Source organism: Variovorax trehalosi, from assembly GCF_051216415.1.
GTDB lineage: Bacteria > Pseudomonadota > Gammaproteobacteria > Burkholderiales > Burkholderiaceae_C > Variovorax.
Genome location: NZ_JBPJZG010000008.1, coordinates 136,843 through 155,334, shown reverse-complemented (window position 1 = coordinate 155,334; position 18,492 = coordinate 136,843). Strand labels below are relative to the sequence as shown.

Here is an 18,492-nt window from a genome sequence, read left to right as displayed (position 1 = left end):
AGGACTTAGCCCGTCCGCCGCACCACAATGCGGAACAACGGCGTAACTTTTTGCAGCACTTTCGAGGTGCGTTCAAATAGGCGCATGACGCTCTCGCTCGACCCCGTCCTCACCGCAGCAGATGCGGCATTGCGCACCCTTTTTGCCCGCTCCCATGCAACACGGGCCACTCCCACTCCGTCCCGGGCGCCCGGCGAAATGGACGAAAAGGAACGCCGCCATGCCGGTGCGTTGATGCGAGTCAACCATGTCGGGGAAGTCTGCGCACAGGCGCTCTACACGGCCCAGGCCGCCGTGGCGCGCGATCCGGGCCTGCGCGCCCAATTCCTCGAGGCTGCACACGAAGAGACCGATCACCTGGCCTGGACACGGCAGCGCCTGGACGAGCTGGGAGATCGGCCTTCCCTATTGAATCCGCTCTGGTATGCCGGAGCTTTCGGCCTCGGCCTCGTCGCCGGCCGCCTGGGGGACCCCTGGAGCCTTGGTTTCGTGGCCGAGACCGAGCGTCAGGTGGAGGCCCATCTCGACAGCCATCTGGACCGGCTCCCACCATCCGACAGCGCCTCCCGGGCCGTGGTGGAGCAGATGAAGTTCGACGAGGCGCGCCACGCGGCACAGGCGGTCGATGCCGGTGCCGCGGAACTCCCGCCGCCGGCCAAGGCCCTGATGCGCCTGGCCTCGCGCGTAATGACCACCGTGGCGCACCGGATCTAAAAAGCCCCTCGGCCTCAGGTTTCGATCAGGTCGAAGCTGGTGGTGATCGCGGCGGTCTTCGCGAGCATGATGCTGGCCGAACAATAGGTTTCGTGGCTCAGCGCAATCGCGCGCTCCACTGCGGAGGCCGGAATCCCCTTGCCAGCAACGGTGAAATGCATGTGGATCTTGGTGAAGACCTTGGGATCCTTTTCCGCGCGCTCGCTGGTCAGCTTGACGCTGCAACGCTCGACGCGATGGCGGCCCCTCTTCAATATCAGCACGACGTCATACGCGGTGCAGCCGCCGGTGCCTGCAAGCACCGTCTCCATCGGCCTCGCGGCGAGGTTCTGGCCGCCGTTCTCCGGCTTGGCCGCATCGGGCGCGCCGTCCATCATCAGGACGTGACCGCTGCCGGTCTCGGCAACAAAGCCCATGGCCGAGCGCGTTCCCGCGTCGCCCGTCCAACTCACTGTGCATTCCATGATTCTTCTGATTCCAGTCAGGATGCCCGGCAAAAACGCACGCGGGCATCGGATTTGTGTGGGAAAAGCATCACTCGCTTGTTGCAACGCAACAAACAGTCGATATACTTTATTTCATCGCGCATACGTTTGCGCCCACAGTTGTCTCCTCCACCCTTCCAATTGGTGGATTTAGCCCCGAGCTGCAAAGCTCGGGGCTTTTTTCTTTCCCGATCGGCCGGCGCAACCGGCATCCCCCACTCTAGTTTTCGTCCCGAAAGGGCAGCTGCTCTGGCTGCCCTGGCTGTTGCCGGTGTTGCCGGTGTTGCCTCGGCTCAGTCGTCCGTCACGCTGTTCGGTGTGGTCGACGCGTCGATCAGCGGCTACTCGAACAAGTCGCGTGACTTCAACAACAGAAGCGCCAAAGTCAGCCAGCAGGCTCTGACCAATTCCGGCTACAACGCGAGCCGCATCGGCTTCCGTGGCACCGAAGACCTCGGTGGCGGCCTGGCAGCCGGTTTCTGGCTCGAAGCTCCGATCAGCAATGACGATGGCGCCAAGGGCATTGCCGATTTCACGCGTCGTTCGACCGTGAGCCTGTCGGGTGGCTTCGGTGAAGTCCGCCTTGGCCGCGATTACACCCCAACCTTCTGGAACGACACCGTTTTCGATCCGTTCGGCACCAACGGCGTTGGCACCAATCTGATCAATACGGCCAGCGGGTACAACTTCATCACGCCCGGCGCCAAGGATTCAGGCGGCTTCGGCTTCAACACGAACTACGCTCGTGCAAGCAATTCGATCGGCTACTTCCTGCCGCCGAACCTTGGTGGCTTCTACGGTCAGCTGCAATATGCGCTGCACGAGAACGTGAAGACCGACGGAGTCCAGGGCAGCCCGAGCAAGCGTGGCCGCTACATCGGCGGCCGTTTCGGCTACGCCAACGGCCCCCTCGACGTGGCCGCTTCCTATGCTCAGAGTGACGCCGGCGACCTGGAGCTGACCTTCATTGGTTCCGGACTCCCCAAAATCGTCGCCGCCCCGGTCGTGAAGACCTTCAACCTTGGCACCTCCTACGATTTTGGTCCTGTGAAGGTCTTCGGCGAGTATTCGCAGACCAAGATGGAATACGACATCAAGTCGCCTTTCATTGCCAACGGCGACACCACCCTCAAGGGCTATCTGCTTGGCGTGACCGTGCCTGTCGGCCCGGGCCTGATCCGTGCCGCCTACTCGAGCGTCAAGTACGAAATGGGCGACCATCTGTCGTACCTGTATGACGACGCAAAGGCCAACAAACTGGCGCTTGGCTACGTGCACAACCTGTCGAAGCGTACGGCGCTCTACGCCACCGTGGCTCGCGTGAACAACAAGAACGGTGCAGCCCTGACGGTCGGCGGCCCGGCTTTCCTCGCCAGCGGCGCACCGAAGAACGCCTCGACTGGCTACGACTTCGGCATCCGTCACGCCTTCTGATTGCGATTTGATCCCGATGCTGGCTCACGCCAGTTCGAATCATAAAAACCTCCGGTCGCCCGGCTCACGCCGGGCGGCTTTTTGTCTTTTCTCAACTCATCCGGCCTCGCCTGCTTTGCAGCAGCCCCACATTCATTTCTCCGCTCAGCACCGATGCGTAGAAACGCTCAACCATGTTGACGCTCGTTCGCGCGTTACGCGCCAAGGTCAGCATGTCGATGCCTTGCCCGTACAAGAGCCGCAACGTGATCGCGGTGTGTCGCAGGCAATAGAGGGTTCTCGATTGACCCAGCGGTCCTTTTTCAAGGCCGGTCTTCTCGAGCACCCAATGAAAGAAGAAGTTGAGCACCGCCAGGGCGTGTTCGCGATTCTTCAACTGCGGCAGAAAAATATAGTCCTCCGCTGCGGCGAATCCGTGTTCACGGCGACGAGCGAGCAGACATTCGTAGACCCGCACAGCCGGACGCAGGCTCACGATGGGCTGGCTGTGCCGCTTGGTCTCTGGCAGATTCATTCGCAGATAAACGTGCTTGCCGCGCACCACCTCGATGTGCTTGTGCTTCATGAGCTTGATGTCGCTCGGACGAACGAAGGTGTTCACCATCCAGCGAATCAGCCAAGGCAGTTCGTTCGGCATCACCAGAAGTTCACGTGCAATCCAGAAGCGCTCGCCCGAGCTCAGTCTGTCGAGCACCGGGTGCGAATGCCCGCGCAAGCTGCGCGCAGCTGCAACGATCGTCCGGTACTCAGAAACACTGAAGCTTCCACGCGGCTGGCTGCGCACCTTGACCTTCGGAAACGGTGGCGCTTCGCGCAGCACGCCGGTGTGCACGCCATGCATCACCACCTTTCGCAACAGCACCAGGTACTGCGCAATCGTCGTGCTGGTGAAACCCTGCTCACCGAGGTGATCGATCAGCCGCTGCACATCGGATGTGGCAAGCGACTGGGCAGGCAAATCACCCAGCAGCGGAACGATGTGCGCACGCAATCTGTTGCCCATCACCTGCCACGTGGCGCGTCCGATTTCTCCTCGCTGGACGCGCGCCGCTTCGGCTTGCATCAGTCCCTTCGAAAGGTCACTGACAAAAACTGATAACAATTTTTGCTCAAACGTAATTTCATTTGCAGGCGTATGAATTGCGGAATAGGTGCGCGCAAAAAAACCAGAATCATTTGCTGCCGGCACGCTATTGAAGAGGGTTATGACATTTGTGTCCATGTCATATCTCGCAAGCAATCTCGATACCATTTATCATCATGGGTAAACAAATGAAAACTCCCTTGGAACAAACTAAGCACGCGGCATCTGTGCCGGCGCAATTGACGCCCGCCGACTATCTCAGAAAAATTCTCAACGCCCGGGTTTACGACGTCGCTGTCGAGTCCGCGCTCGAGAAGGCGCGCGCGCTCAGCGAGCGTCTTGGAAATACCGTATTGCTCAAGCGCGAAGACCAGCAACCGGTATTCAGTTTCAAACTTCGCGGCGCCTACAACAAGATGGCGCATTTGAGCGCCGAGCAATTGGCGAGCGGTGTGATCTGCGCATCGGCCGGCAATCACGCCCAAGGCGTTGCGCTCGGCGCGCGCAGGCTAGGCACCCGCGCGGTGATCGTCATGCCGGTGACGACGCCCAAACTGAAGATCGATGCGGTGCGCGGATTCGGCGGCGAAATCGTCCTGCACGGCGACAGTTATTCCGATGCTTACCTGCACGCGCTTGAATTGCAGAAACAGCAGCACCTGACATTCGTTCATCCTTTCGATGATCCGGACGTCATCGCAGGGCAAGGCACCATCGCCATGGAAATCCTGCGTCAGCACCAGGGCCCGCTCGACGCGGTCTTTGTCGCGATCGGCGGCGGTGGCTTGATCTCCGGTGTGGCCAACTACATCAAGGCCGTGCGTCCCGAGATCAAGGTGATCGGCGTCCAGATGAACGACTCCGACGCGATGATGCAATCGGTCGCGGCCCGCCAGCGCGTGAACCTGCCCGACGTGGGCCTGTTCTCCGACGGCACCGCCGTCAAGCTGGTCGGCGAGGAAACCTTCCGCATCGCCAGCGAACTGGTCGACGAATACATCGCCGTCGACACCGATGCCGTTTGCGCTGCCATCAAGGACGTCTTCGTCGACACGCGCAGCATCGTCGAGCCCGCAGGCGCGCTGGCCGTTGCGGCGATCAAGCAGTACGTGGCCGAGCATGGCCGCCACGGCGAGACCTATGCGGCCATCCTGTGCGGTGCCAACATGAACTTCGACCGGCTGCGCTTCGTGGCCGAGCGCGCCGAGGTCGGCGAAGAACGCGAGGCGCTCTTCGCCGTCACGATCCCCGAGGAACGCGGCAGTTTCCGCCGCTTCTGCGAGCTGGTCGGCGAACTGCCGGCGAGCGATGCCAAGGAATCCGGATCGGTTGGCGGCGCGTTGCGCAATGTGACCGAGTTCAACTACCGCATCAGCGACGCGGCCAAGGCGCACGTGTTCGTCGGCCTCACCACGTCGGCGCGCGGCGAATCGGCCATCATTGCCCAGAGCTTCATCGACCACGGCTTCGATGCGCTCGACCTCACGCACGACGAACTCGCCAAGGAGCACCTGCGGCACCTGGTCGGCGGACGCACCGGTCTCGCGCACGACGAGCGCCTGCTGCGCTTCGTGTTCCCCGAGCGTCCCGGCGCGCTGCTCAAGTTCCTGAGCCTGATGCGGCCGAACTGGAACATCAGCCTCTTTCACTACCGCAACCAGGGCGCCGACTACGGCCGCATCCTGGTGGGACTGCAGGTACCGGCCGGCGACGCCGCGGCCTTCGATGCGTTCCTCGAAAACCTGGGTTATCCCTATGTCGAGGAAACGGCCAATCCGGCCTACCGACTGTTCCTGCAGGCCTGACTGACGCGCGACCCTCGCAAGCAACGAAAAAGCCGGCACGAAGCCGGCTTTTTCATGGGCGCCGCACTCGCTACTGCGCAGCGACTGGCGCCTGCCCTTGCGGCTGTTGCGCCATCTCGGGCTGCGGCGTCGGGGACGGCATCACCACCGCAGGCATGGTGAACGGCAACACCCCGGCCGACCGCTGTGCCGGCACCGGTGCGGGCGACACGCCGGAGATCGGCGGCGGCGGCAACCCGACGCTGATCGGCGCACGCACCGGCAACTGCAGCGTGAAGGCCGGCGGTCCATCGACCTGCGCACCGAGCGTTGCCGCGCGCACGCCCACCGACTGCAGCACGTAGTTGTCGCCGACGCGCGAGCCGACGCGGAACGGCTTGGGCGGCTTGCCGTCGATGGCGATCAGGGCTGCGCCCTGGTTCGACGGATCGGCCACTACGCCCACCAGCGCGAAGCGGCTGGCCGCCTCGGGGGCCGCGGGCGCCGTGGCCTGTGCCGACACCACACCGAGCAACCGCCCGACTGCCTCGGCATCCGCCGTGACCGAGGGCCTCGGCATCGCGGCCGCAGCGGCCACTGCATCGACCGGCGAGGACAGGCGCAAGGCCCAGAACACCGCAGCGCCAGCGGCCAGCGCCCAAAGCCCCGTTGTTGCAAGTGGGGCATGCCAGCGGGCGGCGGAGTAAGGACTTGTCATGGGCGCGGATTATCATGCAGCGCGCTTTCCGAATCATGTCGCCCAACCTATGAACAAATTCCTTCGTGCCGCTTCCCGGACCGCCCAGCGCGGCTTCACGCTGATCGAACTGATGGTGGTGCTGGTCATCATCGGCGTGCTCGCCGCGCTGATCGTGCCGAACGTGATCGAGCGCGCCGACGACGCCCGCGTGACGGCCGCCCGCACCGACATCAACAACCTGATGCAGGCCCTGAAGCTGTACCGACTGGACAACCAGCGCTACCCGACCGCCGAGCAGGGCCTGCAATCGCTGCTGACGCGCCCGACCGTGGGCCCGGCCGCCCCGAACTGGAAGCCCTACGTCGAGAAGCTGCCCAACGACCCCTGGGGTCACCCCTACCAGTACATGAACCCGGGCATCAAGGGCGAAATCGACGTGCTCTCCTTCGGCGCCGATGGTCAGAACGGCGGCGAGGGCAAGAATGCCGACATCGGCAGCTGGCAATAGCGGCAACGGCACGGCGCGCGGCTTCACGCTGCTCGAGCTGATCATCGTGATCGCGATCATCGCGATCGCCACCGCCAGCGTGAGTTTTGCCATGCGCGACAGCAGCGCCGCCAAGCTCGACCGCGAAGCCGACCGGCTCGCCGCCCTCCTCGAATCCGCCCGCGCCCAGTCGCGGGCCAGCGGCGTCGCCGTGCGGTGGCGCCCGGTCGAAGGCAGCTTCGTCTTCGATGGCCTTCCGGCCGATGCGATTCCCAGCGGCTGGGTTGCCGAAGGCATCACCGCCCAGGCCGCGCTCGGCAACGGCACGCTGGTACCCGCGCTGCAACTCGGGCCCGATCCGATCATCGCGGCGCAGCAGATCACGCTCTATTCCGCCGGCCCGCCCGCGCGCGCGCTGCGCATCGCCACCGACGGCCTGCGCCCCTTCACCGTCTTTCCCGTGCCATGAGACTGCGGCGCACCTCAGCCTCCAGCGGTTTCACACTGATCGAAGTGCTGATCGCGCTGGGCATCGTCGCGCTCGCGCTGGCCGCGGGCTCGCAGGCCACGATGTCGCTCACGCGCAATGCGCTGCGCCAGTCCGACCTGGTGCTGGCCGACCTGTGCGCCGAAAACGAACTCGCCAAAGCCCGCCTCGCGCGGCAGATGCCGGCCGTGGGCGACTCGGGTTCCATCTGCGTGCAGGCGGGCGCCTCGTTCAACGTGACGACCTCGACCGTGCCCACGCTCAATCCGAACTTCCGGCGCGTCGACGTGCAGGTGCGCGATGAAGCGGATTCGCCGATCCTGCGCATCTCGACCGTGGTGGGACGGTTCTGATGAAGACGAGGACGTCGCGCGGCTTCACGCTGATCGAGCTGCTCGTCGCCATCTCGGTGATGGCGCTGCTCTCGCTCGTGAGCTGGCGCGGCCTGGACAGCATGTCGCGCGCCACCACGCAGAACCAGCAGCGCGCCGACGCCATCCTGACCCTGCAGGCCACGCTCGCCCAATGGGGCGCCGACCTCGACGCGGTGACCTCGATCGCGCAGACGCGCCCCATCGACTGGGACGGCAACGTGCTGCGGCTCACGCGCCGCGGCAGCGACCCGATGGCGCCCGCCATGCTGGTGGTGGCCTGGACCCTGCGGCCGGGTGCCGAGGGCCCCCGCTGGCAGCGCTGGCAGTCGCAGCCCTTCACCACGCGCGGCGAATGGCAGCAGGCCTGGAACCTCGCGGCCTCCTGGGCGCAGGACGGCGGCGCACAAGGCGGCGGCTACAACGACGTGGTGCTGATGCCCGCCAGCGGCTGGCAGCTCTATTACTTCCGCGACAACAACTGGACGCCCGCGGGTTCGCTGCCCACGGCCCCCACCACGCCAGCCAATCCGGCCAACCCGGCAAACCCCGCAGGCCCGATCGTCAACATGCCCGACGGCGTGCGCCTGGTGATCAGCCTCCCGCCGGGCGACGGGCTGTCGGGCACGCTCACGCGCGACTGGGTCAAGCCGATCGTGGGAGGTGCGCGGTCATGACGAAACGCGCTCCTGCACTCATGCGCCGTGCACGCCGCCAGTCCGGCGCCGCGCTGCTCGCCGCAATGCTGACGGTGATGCTCGTGGCCACCTTCTCGGCCGCCGCGTTGTGGCAGCAATGGCGCGCGGCCGAAGTCGAAGGCGCCGAGCGCGCGCGCGTGCAGGCGGCCTGGGTGCTGATCGGTGCGCTCGACTGGTCGCGCCTGATCCTCGCCGAAGACGGCCGCGCCGGCGGCCCCGATCACCTGGGCGAACCGTGGGCGGTGCCGCTCGAAGAAGTCCGGCTCACCAGCTTCCTGTCGGCCGAGAAGAACGTGGCGAGCGACAACCTCGAAGGCCTGCCCGATGCTTTTCTGTCGGGCCGCATCGTCGATGCGCAGTCCAAGCTCAACGTGCTGTCGCTGGTCGATGCGGGAAAGCCGGTGCCCGCCAGCGTCGCCACCTTCACCCGGCTCTTCAACCTGCTGGGCCTGCCGGCCTCGGAGCTCAGCCAGATGACAACCGGGCTCGTGAGGACGCTGTCCACAGGCACCGACGAGGCCTCCGGCGGCGGCGATGCGGGCAATGCACCATTGATGCCGCAGGAGGTCTCGCAACTGGTGTGGCTCGGGCTCTCGCCCTCGACCGCCGCGGCCATCGAGCCCTACGTGACGATCCTGCCGGTGCGCACCACGCTCAACCTCAACACCGCGAGTGCCGAGGCCATCAGCGCCAGCCTGGAAAACATGCCGATCGCCAGCGCGCGGCAGTTGGTGGAAAAGCGCACCCGCTCCTTCTTCAAGACCATCGACGAGGCCAACCAGGGGCTGCCCAGCGAAGGCTCCCGCTTCAACGCAAACCAGCACGGCGTGGGCACTCAGTACTTCGAGGTCTACGGGCGCCTCCGCCTGGACCGCACCTGGGTCGAGGAGCACTCGCTCCTGCAACGCAGCGGTGTCACCGTGACGACGGTCTGGCGCACCCGCGGCGCCGGCGCAACGACCACTCCGGCTAAACCCTGAGTACCGTTGACATATATTGATCAAAAAGCCTTATAACGCCCGTCACATCTGTCAACTACGCTATTCAAACAATAGCAATTGACTGTCAGACGCCCTCCTACAATCACCGGCTTTTCCGACCACCTCCATGACCCCGCTGCTGCTCATTGCCCCTCTGCCTCCGGCCGACGCCGCGGGTGAGTACGACTGGGCCCAGGCCGGCGACGACGGCATCGCATTGCGCGACCAGGGCCGTGCGCTGCTGGCGCTCTTGCCCTCGGGCAACGAAGTCACGCTCGGCATTCCTTCCGCGGCACTGTCGTGGCACCGCGTCACGCTGCCCAAGGGCAGCATGGGCAGCGCGTCGAAGCTGCGCGCCGTGCTCGACGGCCTGCTCGAAGAACACCTGCTCGACGACCCCGAGGCCCTGCACTTCGCGCTCGAACCCGACGCGAAGGCCGGCGCGCCCGTGTGGGTGGCGGCGTGCAATCGCATCTGGCTGCGCAGCATCGTGCAGGGGATCGAAGGGGTCGGGCGCCGCGTCGTGCGCATCGTCCCCGAGTTCGCACCGCAGGCCGCCGACGGCCCGCCGCTGCTGCAGGTCACCGGCGAACCCGAAGCCCCCCAGCTCACCGTGTGCGATGCCGACGGCGTGGTTTCGCTGCCACTGGCCGGCGCAGGGCTCGCACTCTCTGGCAGCCTCCCGCTGGACACCGCCGTCATCACCACCGAGCCCGCGGTCGCCGAAGCGGCCGAGCATTTGCTGGAACGCCGCGTCCCGATCGTGCAGGCGCCGCAGCGCTGGCTCAATGCCGCGCGCACGCCGTGGGAACTCGCGCAGTTCGATCTGGCCGCCACGGGCCGCGCGCGCGCCGGCAAGAAATTCGCCTCGGTGCTGCAGACGCTGCGCTACGCGCCCGAATGGCGCGCCGCGCGCTGGGGCATCGTCGTGCTGCTGCTGACGCAATTGATCGGCCTCAATGCCTGGGCCTGGAAGGAGCGCGGCGCGCTCGAGTCCAAGCGCCAGGCCGCCAAGACCATCCTCACCCAGACCTTTCCCTCGGTGAAGATCGTGATCGATCCGCAACTGCAGATGACGCGTGAAGTCGCGGCGCTGCAGCAGGCCGTGGGCGACGTGGCCGCAACGGATTTCGAACCCATGGTCGGCGCGCTCGCCACCAACCTTCCGCCCGGCCGCACGCCTTCGGCCGTCGACTACACCAACGGCCAGCTGCGCCTGCGAGGCCTCGGGCTGCAGCCGTCGGAGGTCTCGCAGATCACCGGCGCGATGGCGCCGCGCGGCTACAACGTGCGCACCGAGGGCGATCTGCTGCTCGTGCAGGCCGAGGCCACCCCCCGATGAACTTCAGCGAACAACTCAAGGCCCGCTGGGCCGCCCTCGCGATGCGCGAGCGCCAGATGGTCGGCGCGGCCATCGCGCTCGTGGCACTGGCCTTGCTCTGGTGGATTGCGCTCGCTCCCGCGTTGCGCACGCTGGCCGCGGCACCGGCCGAACACGCGCAGCTCGATGCGCAACTGCAGCAGATGGCCACCTTGCAGAACCGCGCGAAGGCGCTGCAGTCGCAGCCCCGTCTCGCCCGAGACGAAGCGCTGCGCTCGCTCGAGACCTCGGTGCGCGAAGGCCTGGGCGTCAACAACGCGCAGCTCATGACGGCCGGCGGCGACGGCGCCACGGTCACGCTGCGCGCCACGCCCGCCAGCACGGTCGCCCAATGGCTCGCGCAGGCGCGGGGCAATGCCCACGCGGTGCCGCGCGAAGTGCACCTGACGCGCGCTCCCGCCGCTGCGCCCGCCTCGCCGACGGCTGCCAACAAGGACGCGCCGCAGCTCCCGCAGGTCCGCTGGGAGGGCACGGTCGTGATGGCTTTGCCCGCTCCCCGATGAACAGCCCGGCATGGTGACGCGCTCCCCTCTTTCCGCGCTCTCCGGGCCCAAGCCGCGGCGCGGCTGGCGCTGGGCCCTCGTCGGCATCGTGATCGGCGCGGTGCTGGCGGTGGTGCTGTTCGCCCCCGCGCGCTGGCTCGCCTCGGCACTGTCGAGCTGGACCCAGGGTCGCCTGCTGCTGGTCAATCCGCGCGGCACGGTGTGGAACGGCGCCGCCGCCGTGGTGTTCGCGAGCGGCACCGGCGGTGCGCAGGCCGTCTCGTTGCCCGGCCTCCTGCATTGGCGCCTGCGCCCGAGCTTCAGCGGCATGTTTGCCTCGCTCGACCTGCCCTGTTGCGCCCCACGTCCACTCGAACTCAAGGCCAGCCCGCGTGGCAACGGCGTGCTGCTCGACTGGCAGGACGGCCGCTCGCGCTGGCCCGCCACGATGCTCACCGGCCTCGGCGCGCCGTGGAACACGCTCAAGCTCGACGGCGCGCTCGACCTCTCCACCAAGGCCTTCTCGCTGCAGTGGGACGGCCCGGTGCTGCGCATCGCGGGCCAGGCCACGCTCGACGCCACCGATGTTTCCTCCAGCCTGTCGACCCTCAAGCCGATGGGCAGCTACCGGCTCTCGCTCGAAGGCGGCAACAGCCCCACGCTCCTGCTGAGCACGCGCGAAGGCAGCCTGCAGCTGAACGGCAGCGGCAGCTGGAGCGGCACCGCCTTCCGCTTCAACGGCGAAGCCAGTGCCGCGGCCGGTCGCGAAGACGCTCTTTCCAATTTGTTGAACATCATCGGACGACGCGACAACGCGCGTTCGATCATCACCCTGGGTTGATCATGATGAAGCCACTGTCCACGCCCGGCGCCCGCCTCGGCATCGTCGCACTCGCGGCGCGCCTGCTGATCGCGGCGTCCTTCCTGCAGGTGCTGCCGCCTGCCTTCGCGCAGGGCGATGCGCCGCGGCGCGGCGAGCCGATCACGCTGAACTTCTCCAATGCCGACATCGAGGCCGTGGCCCGCACCATGGCGGTGGTCACCGGGCGCGACGTGGTGGTCGATCCGCGCGTCAAGGGCACGATGAACCTGGTTACCGACCGCGCCATCCAGCCGGCGGCCGCCTTCAACCAGTTCGCCTCGGCGCTGCGCCTGCAGGGCTTCGCGGTGGTGGAGGCCGACGGCCTCTACAAGGTGGTGCCCGAGGCCGATGCCAAGCTGCAGAGCAGCACGGTGAACACCTCGATCGGCGCGACCGCGTCCTCGGGCAGCAACCAGATCGTCACGCAGATCTTCCGGCTCAACTACGAGTCGCCCAACAGCCTGCTGCCGGTGCTGCGCCCGCTGATTCCGCCGAACAACACCATCAACGTGAACCCGGGCAACAACTCGCTCGTGATCACCGACTACGCGGACAACATGCGCCGCCTCGCGCGCATCATCGCGGCGCTCGACGTGCCGAATGCGTCGGACATCGAGATCATCCAGCTCAAGCATTCGGTCGCGAGCGACCTGCTGCCGCTGGTGCAGCGGCTGGTCGACGGCAGCGGTTCGGGCGCGGCCCCGGGTGCTGCGCCGGGCGCGGTCGATGCGTCGTTCCGCACCACGCTGCTGGCCGACCCGCGCAGCAACGCGCTGATCCTGCGCGCCGCCAACCCGGCGCGCGCGCAACTGGTGCGCACACTGGTCGAGAAGCTCGATCGTCCGCCCGTGGACAGCAGCAACGGCCTGGCCGGCAACATCTACGTGGTCTATCTGAAGAACGCCGATGCGGTGCGGCTGGCGGCCACGCTGCGCGCGGCGATGGCAGCGAACCAGCAGGCCACGCCGGGCACCCCCGGTGCCGCGGGCGGCGGCGGCAGCAGCCCCGCGCCGCAGCAGACCAGCTTTCAGCAAAACAACCAGAACAGCCTGAGCGGCAGCGGGCAAAGCGGCTCGCCGGCCGCCAATGCGCCGCTCAACAATGCCAACCAGCCGTCGACCGGCGGACAGATCCAGGCCGACCCGTCGACCAACTCGCTGATCATCACAGCGCCCGAGCCGCAGTACCGCCAGATGCGTGCGGTGATCGACAAGCTCGACGGCCGGCGCGCGCAGGTGATGATCGAGGCGCTGATCGTCGAGGTCAGCGACACCGCGGCCGCCAAGTTCGGCGTGCAATGGCAAAGCGCGCTGGGCAACAACGCGGTGATCGGCACCAACTCCACCGTCGCCGGATCCAGCATCCTGGCGCTCACGCAGGCACTGGCCACGCGCAACGTGGCGGGCCTCCAGCTGGCGCCGGGCATGAACCTCGGCATCGCGGGCAAGGTCGGCGGCCAGTACATCCTGGGCGCGATCGCCAGCTTCTTCGACAGCGACAAGGACGCCAACGTGCTGTCCAAGCCCAACCTGCTGACGCTGGACAACGAGGAAGCCAAGATCGTCATCGGCCAGAACGTGCCCTTCCCCACGGGCTCCTACGCCAGCACCTCGGGTTCGGTGGGCGTCAATCCGTTCACCACGGTCGAGCGCAAGGACGTGGGCCTCACGCTGCGCGTGCGCCCGACCATCAACGAGAACGGCACCGTGAAGCTGACGATCTTCCAGGAGACCTCCACGGTCGACCAGCAGAGCATCAACAACACGAACGGCCCGACCACCAGCAAGCGCTCCATCGAATCGAGCGTGCTTGTGGAGGACGGTGGCCTCGTCATGCTCGGCGGCCTGCTGTCGGACAGCTACAACAACACGGTCGAGAAGGTGCCGGTCGCGGGCGACATCCCCGTGCTCGGCAACCTGTTCAAGAGCCAGTCCCGCTCGCGCGAAAAGATCAACCTCATGATGTTCCTGCGTCCGGCGGTGATGCGCGACGGCAATACGACCGAAGCCTTCTCCTACGACCGGTACGACGAGATCCGCGGCTTGCAGCAACGCACGCAGCCCGACGCCTCCAATGTGATGCTGCGCGCCGTGGACGGCGCGAACGTGCTGCCCGAGCTCCCGCCGCGCGCAGCCGACACCGGCAGGCAGAGGGAGTCTCGCCTCCAGGGCACACAGCTCATTCCGCCGCCGCAACCCGCCGCGGACAACCGCCAGCTGGCACCGAGCCCGCTGCGCGGTGCGCTGCCGCCCACGGCCGACCCGGTGAGTTCGCGCGAACTGCCCTGATGCCCCTGTCCTCCGTTTCGACGCCCCCCACGCACAAGCCCTGCTGACCCTGCCCATGCGCTACCCCCTGCCCTACGCGTTCGCACGCAGCCAGCAACTCCTTCTCGAGGAAGCCGACGACGGCCGCTATACGCTGTGGATGTCGTCCCACCCGGCGCGCAGCGCGGTCGGCGAAGTGGCGCGCAAGTACAGCGTGCAGGCCTTCGAGGTGCTGGCCGATGCGCCGCTCGCACAGCGCATCAGCGCGGCGTATTCACAGGGCGAATCGAGCGCCGCCGCGGTGGTGAGCGAAGTGCAGAACGACGCCGACCTCTCGCGCATGATGCAGGAGCTGCCGGCGGTCGAAGACTTGCTGGCGAGCGCGGGCGACGCGCCCATCATCCGCATGCTCAACGCGCTGCTCACGCAGGCCGCGCGCGACGGCGCGAGCGACATCCACATCGAGCCCTACGAGCGCACCTCGTCCGTGCGCTTTCGCATCGACGGCACGCTGCGCGAAGTGGTGCAGCCCAACCGCGCGCTGCATGCCGCGCTGATCTCGCGCCTGAAGATCATGGCCGACCTGGACATCTCCGAGAAGCGGTTGCCGCAGGACGGACGCATCTCCTTGCGCATCGGCACGCGCGCGGTCGACGTGCGCGTCTCCACGCTGCCGAGCGCACACGGCGAACGCGCCGTGCTGCGCCTTTTGGACAAGAGCGAATCGAAGCTCACGCTCGAATCGGTGGGCATGCTGGGCGACACGCTCCAGCGTTTCGAAAAGCTCATCACGCAGCCGCACGGCATCATTCTCGTGACCGGCCCGACCGGCTCGGGCAAGACCACCACGCTCTATGCCGCGCTGGCCCGCCTGGACGCGAGCCGCAGCAACATCATGACGGTGGAAGACCCCATCGAGTACGAGTTGCCGGGCGTGGGCCAGACGCAGATCAACGCCAAGATCGAGCTCACCTTCGCCAAGGCCCTGCGCGCGATCCTGCGGCAGGACCCGGACGTGATCATGATCGGCGAAATCCGCGATTTCGAAACCGCGCAGATCGCCATCCAGGCCTCGCTCACCGGTCACCTGGTGCTGGCCACGCTGCACACCAACGACTCCGTCAGCGCCGTCACGCGCCTCACCGACATGGGCGTCGAGCCTTTCCTCTTGAGCTCGTCGCTGCTGGGCGTGCTTGCGCAGCGCCTTGTGCGCAAGGTCTGCACGAGCTGCGCGGGCGCGGGCTGCGATGTCTGCGGGCAAACGGGCTACCAGGGCCGCACCGGCATCTTCGAATTGCTGGTGGCGGACGAAACGGTGCAGGGCCTCATCCACAGCAAGGCGGCCGAGAGCGAACTGCTCAAGGCCGGCGCGCGCGGCGGCCTGCGGCTCATGCGCGAAGACGGCGAACGGCTGGTGCAGGCCGGCATCACCTCGCGCGCAGAGTTGCTGCGCGTCACACGCGACTAGCGACCAGAGCCCAGCCTCGCCATGCCCGCCTATTCCTTCGAAGCCATCGATGCCAGCGGCCAGTCGCGCGAAGGCGTGCTCGAGGCCGACACCGCGCGCAGCGCCCGCAGCCTGCTGCGCGCGCAGGCGCTGATTCCGCTGTCGGTCAAGCCGGTCGGCAGCGACCACATCAACGGCACCGGGCAACGCAGCGGCCTTTCCCGCTGGCTCGGCGGCGGCAAGCGTGTCTTCAACTCCACCGGCCTCGCGGTGTGGACCCGGCAGCTCGCGGGCCTCGTCTCGTCAGGCCTGCCGCTCGAACGCGCGCTCACGGCGCTGACCGACGAAGCCGAGTCGGAGCCGCAGCGCAACCTTGTCGCGTCGCTGCGTGCCGAAGTCAACGCGGGTTCGCCTTTCGCGCGTGCGCTGTCGGCGCACTCGCGCGAGTTCTCGCCCATCTACACCGCCGTGATCGGCGCCGGCGAGCAGAGCGGCAACCTCGGACTCGTGCTCGACCGACTGGCCGACGACCTGGAAGAACGCCAGGCGCTGCAGCAGAAGCTGGTCGGCGCAGCGCTCTACCCGGCCATCGTCACGCTGGTGGCGATCGTGATCGTGATCTTCCTCGTGAGCTACGTGGTGCCGCAGGTGGCGCAGGTGTTCGCGGGCACCAAGCGCTCGCTGCCCTTTCTCACCACCGTGATGCTGTCGCTGAGCGCAGGCGTGCGCAACTATGGCTGGTGGATGCTGGGCGGCGTGGTGCTCTTGGCCATCGGCGTGCGCGTGGCGCTCGCCCAGGAGGCCTTCCGCCTCAAGTTCGACGCGGCCTGGCTCAAGCTGCCGCTGGTCGGCAAGCTCGCGCGCGGCTACAACGCGGCACGCTTCGCGAGCACGCTGGCGATGCTGGCAACGGCCGGGGTGCCGATCCTGCGCGCACTGCAAGCCGCTTCCGAAACACTGGGCAACCGTGCGATGCGCGCCGATGCGCTCGACGCGCTGGTGCTGGTGCGCGAAGGCGCGCCGCTGGCCTCGGCACTCGCGCAGAAGAAACGCTTTCCGGGCCTCGTGTCGATGTTCGCGCGCCTGGGCGAGCAGACCGGCACCCTGCCGCTGATGCTGCAGCGCGCAGCCAACCAGCTGGGTGCCGAAGTGCAGCGCCGCGCGATGCATCTGGCGACCATCCTCGAGCCGCTGCTCATCGTGGCGATGGGCGGCGTGGTGATGTTGATCGTGCTGGCCGTGATGCTGCCGATCATCCAGCTGAACCAGTTCGTCAAATAGCGGGAGCCTCGCCATGGCCAATCGGAGCTACCTGTTCGCAAGCCCCTTCGTTCCGGGCCCGGACGCCGCGGGGAACGATCCGAGACAGCTCAAGGGCCTCTCGGAGTGCAACTACAACATCCCGCTGGTCTACCGGCTCCTGGTGTCCGCGGACGTGCAACTCTGCCGCTCGATGATCTGGACCAGCCTGGACGAACCCACCGCACTCGCGGGCCGCGCCGGCGCGGGCATCGACCGGCTCCAGCAGTTCCTGTCCCGCATCGACCACCCGTCCGTCGCGCCGCTGCGCGACCAGGCACTGGACTTCCTGAACAGCCACGCCGACCGCAACGGCTACTTCGTGCTGGAGTGCGCCGAGATTCTCGACATGAGCGACGAGCCGCTGGGCGAACAAGCCGAGAGTTTGCTGAAAGGCGTGCAGAACATCGACACCGAGATCGAAGCCGCCATCACCCGGCTGGCCCCACAGAAAAAGACCTTCTGGGACCGCATCTTCACGCCGTCGCAGGAGAGCATCGAGGCGCCCTTGCGTGAGTTGGGCCTGGGCTACTGGTCGGATACGCTCTACTACTCGCCCAACGACGCCTCCTGAACCTCCGCCCGCACGCCGCCATGCCAGTCACGCTCGAAGACAAACTCGTGGTCGCGATTTCCTCGCGGGCGCTCTTCAACCTCGAAGAGGAAAACCGCATCTTCGAGGCCGGCGACAACGAGGGCTACATGAAGCTGCAGCTGGACCGGCTCGACGTGCCGGCCGCGCCCGGCATCGCGTACTCGCTGATCCGCAAGTTGCTGCGCTTCAACGACGACGGCGTGCAGCGCGTGGAGGTGGTGATCCTCTCGCGCAACGACCCGGTCTCGGGCATGCGCATCTTCAAGTCGAGCGCGGCGGCCGACATCAAGCTGCAGCGCGGCGTGTTCACGCAGGGTCGCCCGCCCTTCGGGTACCTGCGGCCGCTGCGGGCGCACCTCTTCCTTTCCGTCAATGCACAGGACGTGCGCGAAGCGCTGGTCGCGGGATTTCCGGCCGCGCGGGTGCTGGTCGAATCGGTGAAGGCGAGCGATGCGTGGCCCAACGAAGTGCGCATTGCCTTCGACGGCGACGCGGTGCTGTTCTCCGACGAGGCCGAGCGCGTGTTCCAGGCCGAGGGGCTCGACGCCTTCCAGGCCCACGAACTCAGCAAGGCCGAGCTGCCACTGCCCGGCGGGCCGTTCAAGCCGCTGTTGGCTGCGCTGCATCGCCTGCAGATGGCGGGCAATGCGCAGATGCGCATCCGCACCGCGCTGGTCACCGCGCGCAGCGCACCGGCGCACGAGCGCGCGATCCGCACGCTGATGAACTGGAACATCCGCGTCGATGAGGCGATGTTCCTCGGCGGCCTGCCCAAGGGCGAATTCCTGCGCGAGTTCGAGCCCGATTTCTTCTTCGACGACCAGACCGGTCACGTCGATGCGGCCTCGCGGCATGTGCCCGCGGGGCATGTGTCCAGCGGCATCAGCAACGAGTCCTGAGAAGGTGTGAGCGAACAGCCTGAGTGCCCCCTGAGA

General features: G+C 66.8%; 19 protein-coding genes. 16 read left to right on the top strand and 3 right to left on the bottom strand.

From position 1 onward, the window contains the following. The first annotated feature begins 84 nt into the window (after nucleotides 1–84). Entirely contained in the window at nucleotides 85–714 is a 630-nt protein-coding gene (gene coq7, locus ACSFA7_RS27270) for a 2-polyprenyl-3-methyl-6-methoxy-1,4-benzoquinone monooxygenase (protein ID WP_435502248.1), read from the top strand. Between the two features lie 14 nt (nucleotides 715–728). On the opposite strand, the gene ACSFA7_RS27265 is transcribed toward coq7, so the two are convergent. After that, nucleotides 729–1,178 carry an OsmC family protein gene (locus ACSFA7_RS27265; RefSeq protein ID WP_435502354.1) on the bottom strand — a complete coding sequence of 150 codons (450 nt, stop codon included), beginning with the start codon at nucleotides 1,176–1,178 and terminating at the stop codon, nucleotides 729–731. A 279-nt stretch (nucleotides 1,179–1,457) separates the two neighbouring features. Between ACSFA7_RS27265 and ACSFA7_RS27260 the strand changes: the two genes are divergently transcribed. Beyond that, nucleotides 1,458–2,633 carry a porin gene (locus ACSFA7_RS27260; protein WP_435502353.1) on the top strand — a complete coding sequence of 392 codons (1,176 nt, stop codon included), beginning with the start codon at nucleotides 1,458–1,460 and terminating at the stop codon, nucleotides 2,631–2,633. A 91-nt stretch (nucleotides 2,634–2,724) separates the two neighbouring features. On the opposite strand, the gene ACSFA7_RS27255 is transcribed toward ACSFA7_RS27260, so the two are convergent. Beyond that, nucleotides 2,725–3,855, bottom strand: a complete 1,131-nt coding sequence (locus tag ACSFA7_RS27255; protein WP_206177431.1) for a hypothetical protein — start codon at nucleotides 3,853–3,855, stop codon at nucleotides 2,725–2,727. A 50-nt stretch (nucleotides 3,856–3,905) separates the two neighbouring features. Between ACSFA7_RS27255 and ilvA the strand changes: the two genes are divergently transcribed. Next, nucleotides 3,906–5,522, top strand: coding sequence for a threonine ammonia-lyase, biosynthetic (ilvA, locus tag ACSFA7_RS27250; protein ID WP_435502352.1), 1,617 nt, complete (start codon nucleotides 3,906–3,908; stop codon nucleotides 5,520–5,522). 70 nt (nucleotides 5,523–5,592) lie between these two features. Here ilvA and ACSFA7_RS27245 read toward each other — a convergent pair whose 3' ends face one another. Beyond that, a complete protein-coding gene (locus tag ACSFA7_RS27245) occupies nucleotides 5,593–6,219 on the bottom strand; it encodes a type II secretion system protein N (protein WP_435502247.1) in 627 nt (208 codons plus the stop codon). Between the two features lie 49 nt (nucleotides 6,220–6,268). On the opposite strand from ACSFA7_RS27245, the gene gspG reads away from it, so the two are divergent. The 13 genes from gspG (at nucleotide 6,269) to ACSFA7_RS27180 (ending at nucleotide 18,456) form a co-directional block, all read left to right on the top strand. Next, on the top strand, nucleotides 6,269–6,709 hold the full coding sequence (gene gspG / locus ACSFA7_RS27240; protein WP_013539627.1) for a type II secretion system major pseudopilin GspG: 441 nt from the start codon (nucleotides 6,269–6,271) through the stop codon (nucleotides 6,707–6,709). Next, nucleotides 6,684–7,157, top strand: a complete 474-nt coding sequence (locus ACSFA7_RS27235; RefSeq protein ID WP_435502246.1) for a prepilin-type N-terminal cleavage/methylation domain-containing protein — start codon at nucleotides 6,684–6,686, stop codon at nucleotides 7,155–7,157. Before gspG ends, ACSFA7_RS27235 begins: the two co-directional genes overlap by 26 nt. After that, nucleotides 7,154–7,528 (top strand): type II secretion system minor pseudopilin GspI, encoded by a 375-nt coding sequence (gspI, locus tag ACSFA7_RS27230; protein WP_206177427.1) that lies wholly within the window; start codon nucleotides 7,154–7,156, stop codon nucleotides 7,526–7,528. The genes ACSFA7_RS27235 and gspI overlap by 4 nt, the downstream gene beginning before the upstream one ends. Continuing rightward, nucleotides 7,528–8,223, top strand: a complete 696-nt coding sequence (locus tag ACSFA7_RS27225) for a PulJ/GspJ family protein (RefSeq protein WP_435502245.1) — start codon at nucleotides 7,528–7,530, stop codon at nucleotides 8,221–8,223. Before gspI ends, ACSFA7_RS27225 begins: the two co-directional genes overlap by 1 nt. After that, the gene (gene gspK, locus ACSFA7_RS27220) at nucleotides 8,220–9,224 is read left to right on the top strand and encodes a type II secretion system minor pseudopilin GspK (protein ID WP_435502244.1); all 1,005 of its coding nucleotides are present in this window, start codon (nucleotides 8,220–8,222) and stop codon (nucleotides 9,222–9,224) included. The genes ACSFA7_RS27225 and gspK overlap by 4 nt, the downstream gene beginning before the upstream one ends. Before the next feature lie 127 nt (nucleotides 9,225–9,351). Then, nucleotides 9,352–10,566 (top strand): type II secretion system protein GspL, encoded by a 1,215-nt coding sequence (gene gspL / locus ACSFA7_RS27215; protein ID WP_435502243.1) that lies wholly within the window; start codon nucleotides 9,352–9,354, stop codon nucleotides 10,564–10,566. Continuing rightward, on the top strand, nucleotides 10,563–11,108 hold the full coding sequence (gene gspM, locus ACSFA7_RS27210; protein ID WP_435502242.1) for a type II secretion system protein GspM: 546 nt from the start codon (nucleotides 10,563–10,565) through the stop codon (nucleotides 11,106–11,108). Before gspL ends, gspM begins: the two co-directional genes overlap by 4 nt. Nucleotides 11,109–11,118: 10 nt before the next feature. Beyond that, the gene (gspN, locus tag ACSFA7_RS27205) at nucleotides 11,119–11,928 is read left to right on the top strand and encodes a type II secretion system protein N (RefSeq protein WP_435502241.1); all 810 of its coding nucleotides are present in this window, start codon (nucleotides 11,119–11,121) and stop codon (nucleotides 11,926–11,928) included. Nucleotides 11,929–11,930: 2 nt separating this feature from the next. Further along, entirely contained in the window at nucleotides 11,931–14,237 is a 2,307-nt protein-coding gene (gspD, locus tag ACSFA7_RS27200; RefSeq protein WP_435502240.1) for a type II secretion system secretin GspD, read from the top strand. A gap of 55 nt (nucleotides 14,238–14,292) precedes the next feature. After that, nucleotides 14,293–15,684, top strand: a complete 1,392-nt coding sequence (locus ACSFA7_RS27195) for a GspE/PulE family protein (protein ID WP_435502239.1) — start codon at nucleotides 14,293–14,295, stop codon at nucleotides 15,682–15,684. A 21-nt stretch (nucleotides 15,685–15,705) separates the two neighbouring features. Beyond that, nucleotides 15,706–16,944 (top strand): type II secretion system inner membrane protein GspF, encoded by a 1,239-nt coding sequence (gene gspF / locus ACSFA7_RS27190; protein ID WP_435502238.1) that lies wholly within the window; start codon nucleotides 15,706–15,708, stop codon nucleotides 16,942–16,944. Between the two features lie 13 nt (nucleotides 16,945–16,957). Further along, nucleotides 16,958–17,536 (top strand): DUF7822 domain-containing protein, encoded by a 579-nt coding sequence (locus tag ACSFA7_RS27185; protein ID WP_435502237.1) that lies wholly within the window; start codon nucleotides 16,958–16,960, stop codon nucleotides 17,534–17,536. 20 nt (nucleotides 17,537–17,556) lie between these two features. Further along, nucleotides 17,557–18,456: a 5'-nucleotidase gene (locus ACSFA7_RS27180; RefSeq protein ID WP_435502236.1), complete on the top strand. Its 900-nt coding sequence runs from the start codon at nucleotides 17,557–17,559 to the stop codon at nucleotides 18,454–18,456. The last annotated feature ends 36 nt before the right edge of the window (nucleotides 18,457–18,492 follow it).